Consider the following 14181-nt stretch of genomic DNA (forward strand, 5'->3'; position numbering starts at 1 on the left):
GCGCTCAGCCCTTCAGGTCCGGGGTGAACTGCTTGTTGGTCCGCGGGTTCTTGAGGAGATCGCACGCTCCGGCGGTGTCGGCCGGGAAGGAATCCGGGAAGGTCGCGAGGATCTTCCACGTCCGGTTCTCGGGCTCGGCCAGATAGGTGTTGCGGATCGTGTGATGGGTCGCCCCGTCCATCGTGACCTTGCCGGTCGGCGATTCGATGGAGAGGCCGCCCTCCAGGGCGGCGATGACCTTGTCGCGCTCGATCGAGCCGGCCTTCTTCACCGCCTCGGCCCAGAGCATAATGCCGTCATAGGTGGCGGTATCGAGTTCGCTGAGGTCGGTGACGTCCGCGCCGAACTTCGCCTGCATCCCGGAGACGAAGGCCTTGGTCGCCGGCGTGTCGAGGTTGTTGTACCAGCCGTAGCAGGTGACGATCCCGTTCGTGGTCGACGGATCCATCGTGGTGAGCTCGTCACCGAGGCCGAACACGCTCGATCCCACCGGGATCTTGGACTTCATGCCGGCGGCATCCCATTGCCGGTAGAAGCCCGAATGGTTGGCGCCGACCAGGGCCGAGAGCACGAGATCGGGCTGGGCCTGCTGGATGCGGCTGATCGCCGAGGAGAAGTTGGTGACGTCGAGGGGGAAGAAGTCGGTTCCGAGGACCGAGCCGCCCCCGTCCTTCATGAACTTCGTCATCCAGCTCGCGGTGATGTGGCCGTAATTGTAGTCCGCCGCGATGATGTAGGCCTTCTTGCCCCAGTGCTTGAGGGCGTAATCGACGATGTGGTTGACGGTCTGGGCCGGGGTCGAGCCGGTGCAGAACACGTTGCGGTCGCAGACGCCGCCCTCGTACTGCGTGTTGTAGAAGTACAGGGTCCTGGACCGCCCGAAGATCGGCCGGATCGCCTCGCGCGAGGCGGAGGTGATGCCGCCCTGGATGACGTCGACCTTGTCCTTGAGGGCGAGCTGCTGCGCATACTGGGTGTAGAGCTGCATCGACGACTGGGTGTCGTAGGCGATGAGCTGGATCGGCCGCCCGAGGAGGCCGCCGGCCTTGTTGAGCAGATCGACGGCGTATTCCGTCGTCTCGATCATCCGCTTGCCTTCGAGACCGAGGGCCCCGCTGCCATCCAGCAGGCTCCCGAGCTTGATCGGCTCGGCGGCGAGGCCGGTGCGCGAGACGAACGGCATGGCTACGGCGCCGGCTGCGGCCGAGAGAGCCAGCTTCAGCGCCCCGCGACGGTCGATCGACCCTGTGCTCATCCTCACACTCCTCTCCGTGCGCCACCTCGGACCCGGGGGCCGACGGCAGCAGGCGGAGGCGCGGTGCAAGGTCGATGCCAAACAATCCCACACAACGGTCAGAAAACAAGCGGCGACCGCCGCCCTATCTCGGGGCCACGGCGTCCTGCGCCGGTAGGCGGAAGGAGAAAGCCACAGAACGCTCGTCCGCCATGAGGTGCCTGGAGTGATGCCGCTCCGTCGCGCGGCCCCGAGGCCGATCTAGAGGCGTCTGCCAACTTCGGTTGCGAAGGGGACGGCAGGCTGAGATCACGCGGGCCGCCGTCGGGCCGTCCTCAATCGCGCGTCCACGCAGCATGGACGGCTCCGGTCGCCGTGTCGGGCTTCGCCGCGCCGATGAAGATCACGACCGGGCCATGGGCGTCGCGCCGGGGATCGTAGAAATCGAGCAGGCCGGGATGGAGGCGCTGGATGAAATCCGGTTGCCGGCCGCTCCGGCGCAGCAAGTGATCGATGACGACCTGATCACCGTGCACCGCATTCGGCACGGGACCGCAGGACCCCGGACGCATCCAGCGGTCGGGGTCGGTCGCGAAGGTCGTGTAGAGCGCGCTGAGCTCGTCCCCGGACCAGCGCAGCAGCGCGCTGGAAAGGCGCCCCGTATGGAAATAGTCCTCCATCGCGGCGAGGCCGGGCTCGGCCAGGGCGTCGGCCGGGCCGGTCAGCACCGTATCGAGGTCGCACAGGAGTGTCGGACCCGTGCTGAGACCGGGCCGGAACGCCTCCATCTTCGCCCACCAGGCGGGCCAGGCGTGCCGGAGCGGGATCGTCTCCACGCCCGGAACCGCCACCGGCAGGTCCGTCAGGCAGAGGATCCGCTCGAAGGCCGGGGCGTGGCGGCGGAGGCCGCCCGCGAGGCGGGCGACCCAGGTCGCGTCGTAGCGCCCGCCGCCCTTCAGGACGGTGATCAGGGTGGTCATGCGGTCACCGGTCGGTCGGGGATGGCGGATGCACATGCAGGCGACCGGCCGCCTCGGCCTCGGCGAACCACGCGCGCTCGGCTGCCCAGGGGTGCCCGGGCCAGCCGGCGAACCCGAAGCCGTAGGCCTGTGCCGGCCGGGCCCCCGCGGGGCGACCGAGCAGCAGCGCGAGCGTCACGAGGAAGCCGGTGCTCGGGTTCGGGCGTCCCGCCGCGCGGGGGCCGAGCAGGGTGTGGGCCTGTTGGTGGAGCGCCTCGGGCAGGAGATGGACCGGCCGGCCCAGCGGCCGCAGCAGCGCCAGCATCTCGCGGGTCCAGCAGATCGGCTCGGGGACATTGTGCTCCGCCGGCAGCATCGGGAAGGGCAGGATGAAGGCCTGTGCGGCGCGGACCACCGGGCGCCTCAGGAAGTCCCGGTCCGCCAGCCATTCCCGCGTCTGGCCGCCCCGATTGACCAGGGCGAGATGCGTGACGCGGTGGCCGGTGCCGCCCCCGAAGCCGGGCGCGTTGTTGAAGCGGACGATGCTGTCCGCCGCATCGATCGCGGCGCCGCACGCCCCCGTCCCGGGCGCGTTGCCGACGATGGCGAGGGACCCGTCGGCGGGCAGGCCGGCGCATTCGGCGGAGAGGGGGTCGACGTTCGGGATCACGTGCGGCAGGGGTTCTGGGAACCGCGAAGGTAAGGCGCGGGCCCGACGCATCCAGGCCTCTCCGCCGGATCGCGGGCGCGGGAGACGGGATCATGCGCCGGTGTTTCGTCTGTGCGGCCGCCATGATTGGGCCGAGCGACCGGACCCTATCCTATCCGGGTGGGGCGCGCCGCGCCTTCCCCCTGACCTGCCAGGCCTGCGGGGTCCTGCTCGCGGAGAATGGGGATGCGGAGGCCTGCCGCGCGCATCTGGCCCGAAGCCTCGCCGGCCCCGTCTTCGCGCCCGACCGGGCGGCGCCCTACGGCCTCGACCTCTACACCCTGCGCAGCGCCGCGACCCGGTGGCGGCTCGGCGCCCGCCCCCGCGACGCGGCCGGCCGCGCGGAACTCCGGCACCCCCACGGCACCCGGGCGGCCGAGGCCGACCTGTTCCCCCTTGAGGCCGCCGACGAAAGCCCGGTCTCCCTCGGCCTCCTCTGCCGCCCGGCGGACCGGGATGCGGTCCTGGCATCGCTGCCGGCGCAGGCCGGCTGGACGGACGATGTCGCGATCCTGATCGACGGGCCGGCGCGGGCGGCGGAGCCGGTCCCGGTCGCGGGCTTCGCCGCGGGGGCGGTGCGCGTGGCCGCCCGGCCCCTGGACGGGGATTTCGCCGCGCAGCGCAATGCCCTCCAGGACCTCGCCCGCCACCGCTGGATGCTCCAGCTCGACGCCGACGAGGCGCTCGACCCGGAGACCGGGCGCTTGCTGCCCGCCCTGGCGGCCCTGGCCGAGGCGGAGGATGTCGTCTCGATCGGCCTCGCCCGGGCGAACCGGGTCGACGGAATCCTCTCGGACGTCTTCCCGGATGTCCAGTACCGGTTGAACCGCACCCATCTGGTCTACGCCGGGCGCGTCCATGAGCGCCCGGTTCTCGACGGTGGCTGGCCCAAGAGCCTCATCGCCCTGCACGGCTGCATCGCGCATCGCCTGAGCGCGGCCCATGTCCGGGCCCGGTCGCGGCGCTACGAGGCGCTCGATCCTGGGCGCGGACGTCTGGAGGAAGAGGCCGCGCTGCTGCGCCCCTACGCCGACTGACGGGCCGGAGCCGCCCGGATCCGGGTGGCCGCGCTCAGCCGCCCCGTGCCGCCGCGATCGCCCGCTCGTAGAGCGCCAGGGACTCGCGCCCGAGGCTCGCCCGGCTGAAGCGCCCGGCCGCCGCCAGGGCGCGGGCGCGATAGGCGCGGCGCAGGTCCGGATCGGTGAGGAGCGGTCGCAGGGCGTCGGCGAGGGCCGGTCCGGTCGCGGCCGCGGCCAGGGGGCCGGCGCCGGGCACGCCGACGAAGGCGCGGGCACTCGCATCCTCGGCGCAGGCCACGACCGGCCGGCCATAGGCGAGCGCCTCCTGGTAGACGAGGCCAAAGCTCTCGTAGCGCGAGGGCGCCAGCACCGCATGAGCCTCGGCATAGGCCGCCGACAGCGCCCCGCCGTCGATCCGGCCCCGGGCCTGGATGTGCCGCCGCGCCACATCGGGCAGATCGGCCGGGAGATCGTCCGGTGGCACCCCGACGAGGTCGAGCCGGAAGGCGGGCAGCGTGCCCCCGGCCCGCTCGGCGCCGAGGATCGCGACCGCGCCGAGGAGCGCATCGAACCCCTTCCGCGCCTCCGCCCGGCCGACGAAGAGCAGGCGGATCGGTTCCGCCGCCTCCGGATAGGGGGCGCCGCTTGCCGCCTCGGCGACCTCGGGGGGCAGGCTGAGACCGATCACCGCTTCGGGCTGCCGTCCGGTCAGCCCGTAGGAACGGGCGATCACCGCCGCGTGCGCCGCGGTGTTGGCGATGAGCCCGGCGCTCGCCCGGGCCTGTCGGCGCTCCAGGCGGTCGGCCGTCCAGCCGTCGAGGCGGTTGCGCAGGCTGCCGGCCGGGTCGCGGGTGAAGGCGGCCGGCGTGGAGCTGCGGGTCACCAGCGGCAGATCCCGGCGGCCGGCGAGCAGAGCGGCCGGCGCGTACCAATTGGTCGCTTCGACCACGGCGAAGGGCGTCCGGCGATGCGCGTCGAGCACGGCACGTCGGAAGGCGAGCGGGGCGGCGAGGTGTCCGGCGGAGCCCCAGAGGCGCAGGCACGCCAGGGCGCTTCCGGGCGCCAGGGCGAGGCCCGCCACCGCGACGCCGCCGATCCGCTCGTGTCCGGACCGGTCGAGGGTGAACACCGTCACCGCCGCGCCCGCCTCCGCGAGGCTCTCGGCGATCTCTCGGGCCGCGGTGGAGAGCCCGCTCGGCGATGGCGGGTAGTCCCAGGCCAGGAGGGCGGTGCGCATCAGGCGGCGAGCAGGCGGTGATAGAGGGCGAGGTAGTCCCGGGCCATGCGTTCGGCGGTGAAGCGCGCCTCGAACCGGCGGCGGATCCCGGCGCGGTCGAGCTGCCCGATCCGGGCCAGCGCCGCGACCGCCTCGGCTTCGGTGGAGACGATGAAGCCTGTCACCCCGTCCTCGACGATCTCGGGGACCGAGCCGCGGTCCCAGGCGACCACCGGCGTACCGCAGGCCATCGCCTCGATCATCACGAGGCCGAAGGGTTCGGGCCAGTCGATCGGGAACAGGAGCGCCCGGGCCCCCCCCAGGAGCTCGTCCTTCCGGGCATCGTCGACCGGTCCCAGATAGGTCGCATCGGGGCCGAGGAGCGGACGCACCCGGGCATCGAAATAATCCGGGTTGCCGACATCGATCGTGCCGCCGAGCCGGATCGGCAGGCCGGCGGCGCGGGCGACGCGGATCGCCACGTCGGGCCGCTTCTGGTCGGTCATGCGGCCTACGAACGCGACATGGTCGTCCGGCGTGACGCGCAAGGCGTAGCGGGTCCGGTCGATGCCGTGATGCACGATGCCGGCCCGGTTGGACTCCGGGATGCCCGCCGCCTGCGCGGCCGAGATCGCCGCCACCGGCAGGTCCGGAAAACCCTGGAAGAACAAAGCCCGGTCGAGCTCGTCCACCCGCCAGTGGATGGTGGTCAGGCTGTGCCGTCGACGCTCGCCGAGCAGCGCCGCATGGGCGAATTCGCCGTGGCAATGGATGATGTCGAACGCGTCGAGCCGCTCCCGCAGGGCCTCCAGCTGCAGGGCGTCCAGGGCGGCCGGGACCCCGGGTGCGACGCGCCCGTATTGCCGCTCCAGAGCGGCGAGACTCGGGTAATCGCCGACGCGCGGCAAGTCTGTCGCACTGTCCGAAGAACCAAACAATGTTAGTTCAACGCCCAAGCTTCGCAGCGCCGTGCTGAGATCGTGCACAACCCGCTCGGTGCCACCATGATGATCCGGGGGGACGGGAAAAATGTTCGGCGCAATCTGGGCGACGCGAAGCACGGCAACCTCTTTACATATGTTAAGCCGAAGCGCGGCCAACGCATTACATAAGTTAAGAAAGCAGGGGCGCCCGAGAGCCGCAGCCCGCGCCTGATGTTCGTCCTGCACATCGCCCTGCAGGGCTGCCTGCGCGGCGACGGCGTCGTCTACGGGCTCACCGCCGATACCGGTGGCCATATCCGCTACCTGCTCGATCTGGTCGCGGCCTCCGCGCAGGACCACGATCTCACGCGGATCGTGATGGCGACCCGCCTGTTCCGCAGCCCCCTCGGCGCCGCCTACGCCGTGCCCGAAGAGCCGGTCGCCGACAAGGTCACGCTCGTGCGGCTCGCGAGCGCGTCCCCGGACTACCGCGCCAAGGAAGCGATGCACGCCGAGGTCGCATCCTTCGCCGAGAATCTGATCACCTGGATCGCCGCGCAGGACCGGGCGCCGGATCTCATCCACGCGCATTACGCGGATGCGGCGACGGTGGCGGCCCTGGTGGAGGATCGCCTCGGCATCCCCTTCGTGTTCACGGGGCATTCGCTCGGACGCGTGAAGGCGCGGATGCTGGGTGCGTCCGTCGTTCGGCCCGACCTCGCCCACCGGATCGCGGCCGAGGAGGAGGCCCTGGCGCGGGCCCAGCTCGTCATCGCGTCCTCGCGGGACGAGGCGGAGGTGCAATACGCCGGCTACACGGCCTACGATCCCGGGCGCGTCCGCATCCTGCCTCCGGGCAGCGACCTCGCGCGCTTCGCCGCAGCCCAGCCCCATCCCCGGATCGATGCGGCGATCGACCGGTTCCTCGACGATCCGGCCAAGCCGGCGATCCTGGCGCTCGCCCGGCCGGTGGCGCGCAAGAACCTCGCGGCCCTGGTGCGGGCCTACGGCGAGAACCGCGCGCTCCAGGCCCGCGCCAATCTCGTGATCGTCGCCGGCACCCGCGACGACATCGACACCCTCGACGGCGACATGGCCGCGACGATGCGCGACCTCCTCGTCCTGATCGACCGCTACGACCTTTACGGCCGCGTCGCCTACCCGAAGACCCACCGTCCGGAGGACGTGCCGGCGATCTACGCCCATGCCCGGGCGCGCGGCGGCCTGTTCGTCAACCCGGCCCTCAACGAGCCCTTCGGCCTGACGCTGCTGGAGGCCTCGGCCGCCGGACTGCCGCTGGTCGCCACCGATAGCGGCGGCCCGAACGACATCGTGGAGACCTGCGGCAACGGGCTCCTGGTCGATCCCCGAGCCCCCGGGGCGATCGCCGAGGCCTGCCTGCGCATCCTCGGCGATCCGGCCCTCTACGCCCGTTGCGTGGCCGGCGGCGCCCGGGCGGCGGCGGCCTACGACTGGGACCGGCACGCCGCGCGCTACCATGTCCTGCTGCGGGCGCTGCTGGCCGCGGAACCGCCAGCCCCGGCGCCCCGGCAATTGCTCGTCTGCGACATCGACAACACGCTGGTCGGCTGCGACGCGGCGATGGGCATCTTCCGCCGGTGGCGCAGCCGGCAGGCGGGGCTGGCCTTCGGCGTCGCCACCGGCCGGTCCTTCCACAGCGCCATGGCGGTGCTAGAGCAGCAGGACTCTCCCCGGCCCCAGGTGATGATCACCTCGGTGGGCTCCGAGATCTACCATCTCGACGCCAACGGCGTGACCTACACGGCGGATGCACCGTGGCGCCGGGCGATCGAGACCGGTTGGGATCGGCCGGCCGTACAGGCGGCTCTGGCCGGGCTCGACGGGCTGGCCCCGCAGGGCCCGTTGGAGCAGCGCGCCTTGAAGCTCAGCTATTTCGGCGATCCGGCAGCCGCGCGGCGCGTCCGCGCGCGCCTCGCCCAGGCCGGACTCGCCGCCCGGGTCATCCACAGCCACGGCCGCTACCTCGATGTCCTGCCGGAGGCGGCCTCGAAGGGCACCGCCGTCGATCACGTCCGGGCCCTCTACGACCTGCCGGAGCACGCGGTGTTCGTGGCCGGCGATTCCGGCAACGACATCGAGATGCTGGGCGCCCGCGTCCAGGCGATCATCGTGGCGAACTATTCCGACGACCTCGCGAGCCATGCCGCGCTGAAGCACTCCTACGTGGCCCGCCGGACCCATGCCCGGGGCATCATCGAGGGGGTCTCGCATTTCCGCCGGATGCTCGCCCATGTCGGGTGATTTCCAGGATGAAAGGGCGCCGAGCGTCCTGACCCTGGTCCGCGGCCGGGCCGACCGCCTGCGCAACCTGATGCGCGGGCTCGCCCGCCAGACCCTGCCTCCGCGCGAACTGATCATCGCCTGGATGCAGCCGGAGCGTGCGCCGGACCTGCCGGATCCCGGCTGCCCCGTCCGCCATCTCCATGTCCCGGGCGAGCCGATGCCGCTCGCCGCCGCGCGCAACCGGGCCGCGGAGGCGGCCAGCGCGGATCTCCTCGTCTTCCTCGACGTGGACTGCATCCCGGCGCCGAGGCTGGTGGCGGCTTACGCGCAGGCCGCCGCGACGACCCGGGGCCTGTTCCTCGGCGAGGTCCTCTACCTCCCGCCGGGGGCGGCTACGGGCGATCCCGATCCGGCCCTGCTCGACCGCCTCGGACGGATCCATCCGGCCCGGCCCGCCCTGCCGGAAACCGGCCTGCGGCCGGAGCCCGATGCGGGCCAGCTCTGGGGCCTGTCCTTCGCGCTGCCGGCCGCGTCCTGGCGTGCCGTCGGCGGCATGGACGAGGCCTTCGTGGGCTACGGCGGCGAGGAGACCGACCTCGCCGCCCGGCTCGCCGCCTCCGGCCTGTCGACCTTCTGGGTCGCGGGCGCCCGTGCCTACCACCAGCACCATCCGGTCCACGTGCCGCCCCTGCAGCATTTCGCGGCGATCCTCGCCAATGCGGCGCGCTTCCGGGCGCGGCACGGGCGCTGGTGCATGACCTACTGGCTCGACCAGTTCCGCGCGGCCGGCCTGATCGACTGGCACGCCGACGCCCCCGCGATCCGCCTGATCCGCCCGCCGACCGGGCCCGAGATCGCCGCCGCCCTGCGACCCGACGCCCTGTTCTCCTGAGATCGAGCCCGAACCCAGCGCCATGAAGAAGCCGATCGCGTTCTTCGTCCATCACCAGGGCCGAGGGCACGCCAACCGCACGATGGCGGTGGCCGCCGAATTCGCCCGCGACCGGCCCGTCTCGGTGCTCACCGCCGATCCGCACCTGTTCGACGGGTTCAGCCGCGACATCGAGCTCGTGGCGCTGCCCAACATGATCGGCGCCGCGGTGCCGACCCCACGCCTCTACGCCGAGCCGACGCCGCAGGTGATGCACTGCGTCCCCCTGGGCCTGACCGAGATGCGCCGGACCATGCGGACCATCCTCGACCACTTGGACAGCCGCAATGTCGGGCTGTTCGTGGTCGACGTCTCGGCCGAGATCGCCCTGCTCGCCCGGATCGCCAGCGTGCCGGCCGTGCAGATCCGCATGCATGGCGACCGCTCGGATATCGGCCATGTCGGCGCCTACGAGGCCTGCGTCGGGATGCTCGCCCCCTTCGACGAACGCCTGGAGCAGGACGATTACCCGGCGGCCTTACGCGCCAAGACCTTCTACAGCGGCGGCCTGTGCACCAGCGTCGACCGGGTGCTGGAGCGCGCGGAGGCCCGCGCCAGGCTCGGCCTCGACCCCACGCGAGAGATCGTCGTGGCGGTGACCGGCGGCGGCGGCAGCGGCACGCCCTACGCGCCGCTCACGGTCGCGGCCCGCGCCGAACCCGACGCCCTGTGGCTGACGCTGGGGCCAACCCATCGCGAGGGCCACGAGACCGACTTTTCGAATCTGCGCGAGCTCGGCTGGGTCTCGTCGGTCACCGACTACCTCGCCGCCGCCGACATCGTGATCGCCTCAGCGGGCGACAACACGGTCCACGAGGTCGCTCGGGTCGGCGGGCGCCTGATCGTGATGCCGGAATGGCGCTACTTCGCCGAGCAGACCCGCAAGGCCGAGGCCCTGGTCCGCCTCGGCGCCGCCGTGCAGGCGCCGGCCTGGCCGGGCGATCTCCAGGGCTGGCGCGACCTCCTCGCCCGCGCCCGCGCCCTCGACGGCACCGCTCTACGCAGCCTCTACGCCCCCGATGCCGCCGCCCGGGCCGCCGGCTGGCTCGAAGGGCTGACCGACGCCCTTTGGGATTGCGGACCGGCCAGGGCCGAGCCCGCCCCGCTCCCGGGCATCGCCGCCGAGTGACCACCCTCCCCTCGCCTCAACCGGAGCCCGATCGCCGCATGTCCACCGTCTCCGTCGTGACCCTCGCGAAGGGCCGGCCGGCGCATCTGCGCAACGTGCTCCGCGGCCTGGAACGCCAGACGCAAGCCCCCGCCGCCTTCATCGTCGCGGTGATGCAGGACACGCCCTACGACCTGCCCGAGGTCGGCTTCCCGGTGCACCAGATCCTCGTGCAGGACCGCGAATTGCCCCTGGCGGCAGCCCGCAACCGCGGCGTGGCGGCGTTGGACAGCGACGCCGTGGTTTTCCTCGACGTCGACTGCATCCCGGCCCCCGACCTCGTCGCCGATTACGCCCGGGGCTTGCGCGAACTCGACGGGCTTCTGATGGGCGAGGTGCTGCACCTGCCCGAGCACGCCACCGCGGGCGCCTGGGACTATGACGGCTTGGAGGCCGTGGCGGAGCGGCATTCCGACCGCCGCGGGCCCCCGGCCTCCGGCATCGAGATCTGCACCGATTACCGCTGCTTCTGGTCGCTCAACTTCGCGATCCGGCGGGCCACCTTCCTGGCGACCGGCGGCTTCGACGAGCGCTACACCGGCTACGGCGGCGAGGACACCGACTTCGGCAAGATCCTCGACCAGAGCGGGATCCCGATCGCCTGGATGAAGGGCGCGCGCGCCTATCACCAGTACCACCCGCACCACATGCCGCCGGTCCATCACCTCGACAGCGTGGTGCGCAACGCCGAATTGTTCGAGGCCAAGTGGGGCTACCGCACGATGGGTCACTGGCTCTACGCCTTCAAGGTGATGGGCCTGATCGACGACACCCCCGACCGGCCGATCCGCATCCTGCGCCGGCCCGATGCGGCCGATCTCGCGCTGACCGGCCAGCAGAGCCACCAGCCCTACACCAACTCGGCCTCGGTGATCCGCGCCATCGAGGCCCGGCAGGCCGACGAGACCCGCGCCGGCGAGACCCACGTCGACGTGGCGGCGCCGGTGACGGCGTGAGGATCGCGCTCCTCGCCCATCTGCGCCACCCGATCGCCCCGCCCTTCGCGGGCGGCCTCGAAGCCTACACCTGGACCCTCGCGAACGGCCTCATGGCCCGGGGCCACGCGGTCACGCTGTTCGCCTCGGGCGACAGCGATGCGCGCTTCGCCCTGGATCCTGTGATCCCGGTCCATCACGAGCGGAGCCATGCCGGCCTGGAGCACCGGGGCGATACGGGCCTGAAAACGCATCTCGACGATGGCTACGCCGCCGCCTGCGACCGGATCGCCGCCGGGGGCTTCGACGTGCTCCACAACAACAGCCTGAGCCGCCTGCCCCTGGAGCAACGGCGCACGGCCGCGATCCCCACCGTCACCTCGCTGCACGTGCCGCCCTACGACGCCCTGCGCTGGTTCGTGCAGGCGAGCCCCGCCCCGGGACACCGGATCACCGCGCCATCCCGGGCCCATCTCGACGCGTGGTGGCCGGACGGGGCACCGCCGGAGGCCTCGGTGCTCCACAACGGCATCGATCCCGCCGCCTGGCCCTACCAGCCGCAGGGTGACGGCAGCGCCGTCTGGTCCGCGCGGATCACGCCCGACAAGGGGGCGCATCTCGCGATCGCGGCGGCGCGTCGGGCCGGGCTGCCGCTGACCCTGTTCGGCCCAATCGAGGAGCCGGATTACTGGGCGGCGCAGGTCGCCCCCGAACTCGGCGGAGCGATCCGCTACGGCGGCCGGCTCGGCGGTGCCGCTCTGGCCGCGGAGGTCGGCCGCGCCTCCGTGTTCCTCACCACCCCGTGCTGGGACGAGCCGTTCGGGCTGGCGGCCGTCGAGGCGATGGCCTGCGGCCTGCCGGTTGCCGGGTTCGCCCGGGGCGCCGTCCCGGAGGTGGTCGGCGAGGCCGGAGCCCTCGCGGCGCCCGGCGACGTGACGGACCTCGCCCGCGCCATCAGCGCGGCGCTCGCGATCCCGCGGCCGGTCCCGCATGGGCGGGTCCTGCGCCTGTTCACCCACGCACGCTGGCTCGACCGCTGCGAGGCGCTCTACGCGCAGGCCCGCGCCCGGGGGTGACCCGCCGCCCCCATAGCCGTTCGCGCGTCCCGCGCCTTTTCCAAACCTTCAAAACCAGAGCCGAGACATGACCCGACAGGACCTGATCGCCGCCCTGTGGCACGGCCGCGACCCCTTCGCGAATCCCCCGGCGGACCTGCGCGCCGCCGACCTTCAGGGCTGGCGCAGCATTCACCCCTACCTCGAGGAGGCGGTGATCGAGCTCCGGCCCCGCGTGGTCATCGAGATCGGCACCTGGAAGGGGGCGAGCGCCCTGTTTCTTGCGCGCACCATGGCCGAGCACGACGTCGCCGGCAGCGTGATCGCGGTCGATACGTGGCTCGGGGCGGTCGATCATTGGGCCGATGCGGGGCTCTTCGCGGAACTCGCCACCGAGCACGGCTATCCGAGCCTCTACCGGACCTTCCTGGCCAATGTGGTGCGCGAAGGCATGACGGACCGCATCGTGCCGCTTCCCCTCGATTCGGTGAACGCCGCGGAACTCCTGCGCCTGCGGGGCGTGACCGCCGATGTCATCCATCTCGATGCCGGGCACGAGGAGGCGTCCGTCGCGGCGGATCTGCGCGCGTGGTGGCCGGTCCTGCGCCCCGGAGGCCTCCTGATCGCCGACGATTACGACCGCCTGGGCGGCCGCTTCCCGGGTGTGACCCGGGCGGTCGATGCGTTCTGCGCGGAGATCGGCGTGCAGGGACCGTGGTCGCTGCGGGGCAAGTGCAAGTTCACCAAGCCAGATTAGGGGCCTGACCCTGCGGTGTTGTTGTACGGGTGACCACCCTGCTGCGGGGGATGCGTGGGGGAACGATGGTTTTCCTGCATCCCCGCATGACGGAACGAATGACCGTCCGGGGTGGATATCTGCCGGTCCGTTTCCCAAGGGATGACGGCCTCACGGCAACTGTCACCGTTAGGCCATCGAACGGAAGGCAGCGCGGTCAACCATCGACGGCACAGATACCCGGAGGGTCACTGCGCCGCTGGTTCGGGCTGCCGAGGCGGTGCGGCAGCCACCAGCAAGCGCTACGACGTTGGACGCATCGTCCGCGACGGGCGCCCGGGCATACAGTCCCTGTGGCTCAGCGGCGACACATGTCGGCGGTGTCCTGTGGACGGCGCCGCGTGCCCCTGATCGGTCAAGGTTCGGGAGCGACCATGGGTCGTTCCCCTCGATCCGGCCTTGCCATGCTCGCCACCTCTCACGCTTTCGTCCTCCACCATCGCGAGCGCCTCGCGGTGCTCCTATCCTCAGCCCTGTTCCTGGCGGGTGCACTGCCGTTGTTCTGGGCCATCGCCTGATCGGTCGACCTCCGAAACGAGAAACACCCTGGGAGCGGGGGCTCCCAGGGTGTCGCCGACCTCGCGGCCAGTTTGATCGGGCTGGGGATGCGAAGGTCAGCCGATCGGCTGCTCTTCGGCGGCGGCGGGCGACGAGGAGGACCAACTACCCCTCGCCCGCCGCGCATCTCCCGGCATCGCTACCGGGAGCAGCGCGACCGGATCTCAGTACGAGCCGAACTTGTAGTTCAGGCCGGCGCGGACGACGGCGAACTCGTCGGCGCGGCGACCGACGCCGCTGTAGACGACCGGGAAGTTGTTGGCGGCGTTGACCACCAGGGCGCCCTGGTTGCGGTTGTTGCGGTCGAGGTTGACGTACAGGCCTTCGACCTTGAGCGTCACGGCCGAGGAGCGGAAGAAGTTCAGGAACGAGTCGGTGGGCAGCGCGTACTCGATGCCGCCGCCGACCGCGTA

13 protein-coding genes and 1 pseudogene are annotated in these 14181 nt (G+C 72.0%); 8 read left to right on the forward strand and 6 right to left on the reverse strand.

What is annotated here, in order from left to right:
• Positions 1–4: 4 nt before the first annotated feature.
• From BLQ49_RS24430 to BLQ49_RS24440, 3 genes are all read right to left on the reverse strand, one after another.
• A complete protein-coding gene (locus tag BLQ49_RS24430; protein WP_091720966.1) occupies positions 5–1255 on the reverse strand; it encodes an urea ABC transporter substrate-binding protein in 1251 nt (416 codons plus the stop codon).
• A gap of 314 nt (positions 1256–1569) precedes the next feature.
• On the reverse strand, positions 1570–2214 hold the full coding sequence (locus BLQ49_RS24435; RefSeq protein WP_091720969.1) for a hypothetical protein: 645 nt from the start codon (positions 2212–2214) through the stop codon (positions 1570–1572).
• Positions 2215–2218: 4 nt separating this feature from the next.
• Positions 2219–2914 carry a glycosyltransferase family 29 protein gene (locus BLQ49_RS24440; RefSeq protein WP_244507748.1) on the reverse strand — a complete coding sequence of 232 codons (696 nt, stop codon included), beginning with the start codon at positions 2912–2914 and terminating at the stop codon, positions 2219–2221.
• A gap of 41 nt (positions 2915–2955) precedes the next feature.
• On the opposite strand from BLQ49_RS24440, the gene BLQ49_RS24445 reads away from it, so the two are divergent.
• On the forward strand, positions 2956–3939 hold the full coding sequence (locus BLQ49_RS24445) for a glycosyltransferase family protein (protein WP_091720973.1): 984 nt from the start codon (positions 2956–2958) through the stop codon (positions 3937–3939).
• Positions 3940–3973: 34 nt separating this feature from the next.
• Here the strand turns inward: BLQ49_RS24445 and BLQ49_RS24450 are convergent, their stop codons facing one another.
• On the reverse strand, positions 3974–5158 hold the full coding sequence (locus BLQ49_RS24450; RefSeq protein ID WP_091720975.1) for a glycosyltransferase family 4 protein: 1185 nt from the start codon (positions 5156–5158) through the stop codon (positions 3974–3976).
• Entirely contained in the window at positions 5158–6198 is a 1041-nt protein-coding gene (locus tag BLQ49_RS24455; protein ID WP_091720977.1) for a glycosyltransferase family 4 protein, read from the reverse strand. The genes BLQ49_RS24450 and BLQ49_RS24455 overlap by 1 nt, the downstream gene beginning before the upstream one ends.
• 93 nt (positions 6199–6291) lie before the next feature.
• On the opposite strand from BLQ49_RS24455, the gene BLQ49_RS24460 reads away from it, so the two are divergent.
• From BLQ49_RS24460 to BLQ49_RS29870, 7 genes are all read left to right on the forward strand, one after another.
• On the forward strand, positions 6292–8343 hold the full coding sequence (locus tag BLQ49_RS24460; RefSeq protein ID WP_091720980.1) for an HAD-IIB family hydrolase: 2052 nt from the start codon (positions 6292–6294) through the stop codon (positions 8341–8343).
• Positions 8333–9217, forward strand: coding sequence for a glycosyltransferase family 2 protein (locus BLQ49_RS24465; protein WP_091720982.1), 885 nt, complete (start codon positions 8333–8335; stop codon positions 9215–9217). The genes BLQ49_RS24460 and BLQ49_RS24465 overlap by 11 nt, the downstream gene beginning before the upstream one ends.
• Positions 9218–9239: 22 nt before the next feature.
• Positions 9240–10385: a glycosyltransferase gene (locus tag BLQ49_RS24470; RefSeq protein ID WP_091720985.1), complete on the forward strand. Its 1146-nt coding sequence runs from the start codon at positions 9240–9242 to the stop codon at positions 10383–10385.
• Positions 10386–10423: 38 nt separating this feature from the next.
• The gene (locus tag BLQ49_RS24475; RefSeq protein WP_091720988.1) at positions 10424–11380 is read left to right on the forward strand and encodes a glycosyltransferase family 2 protein; all 957 of its coding nucleotides are present in this window, start codon (positions 10424–10426) and stop codon (positions 11378–11380) included.
• Positions 11377–12435: a glycosyltransferase gene (locus tag BLQ49_RS24480; protein WP_091720990.1), complete on the forward strand. Its 1059-nt coding sequence runs from the start codon at positions 11377–11379 to the stop codon at positions 12433–12435. Before BLQ49_RS24475 ends, BLQ49_RS24480 begins: the two co-directional genes overlap by 4 nt.
• A gap of 67 nt (positions 12436–12502) precedes the next feature.
• Positions 12503–13171 (forward strand): class I SAM-dependent methyltransferase, encoded by a 669-nt coding sequence (locus BLQ49_RS24485; RefSeq protein ID WP_091720993.1) that lies wholly within the window; start codon positions 12503–12505, stop codon positions 13169–13171.
• 413 nt (positions 13172–13584) lie between these two features.
• Positions 13585–13728 carry a hypothetical protein gene (locus tag BLQ49_RS29870; protein WP_167627776.1) on the forward strand — a complete coding sequence of 48 codons (144 nt, stop codon included), beginning with the start codon at positions 13585–13587 and terminating at the stop codon, positions 13726–13728.
• A gap of 204 nt (positions 13729–13932) precedes the next feature.
• Here BLQ49_RS29870 and BLQ49_RS24490 read toward each other — a convergent pair.
• Positions 13933–14181: pseudogene (locus BLQ49_RS24490) on the reverse strand (porin family protein); the annotation flags it as partial.

Origin of the sequence: Methylobacterium phyllostachyos (assembly GCF_900103445.1) — a bacterium.
In the GTDB taxonomy this organism is placed as follows: Bacteria; Pseudomonadota; Alphaproteobacteria; order Rhizobiales; family Beijerinckiaceae; genus Methylobacterium; species Methylobacterium phyllostachyos.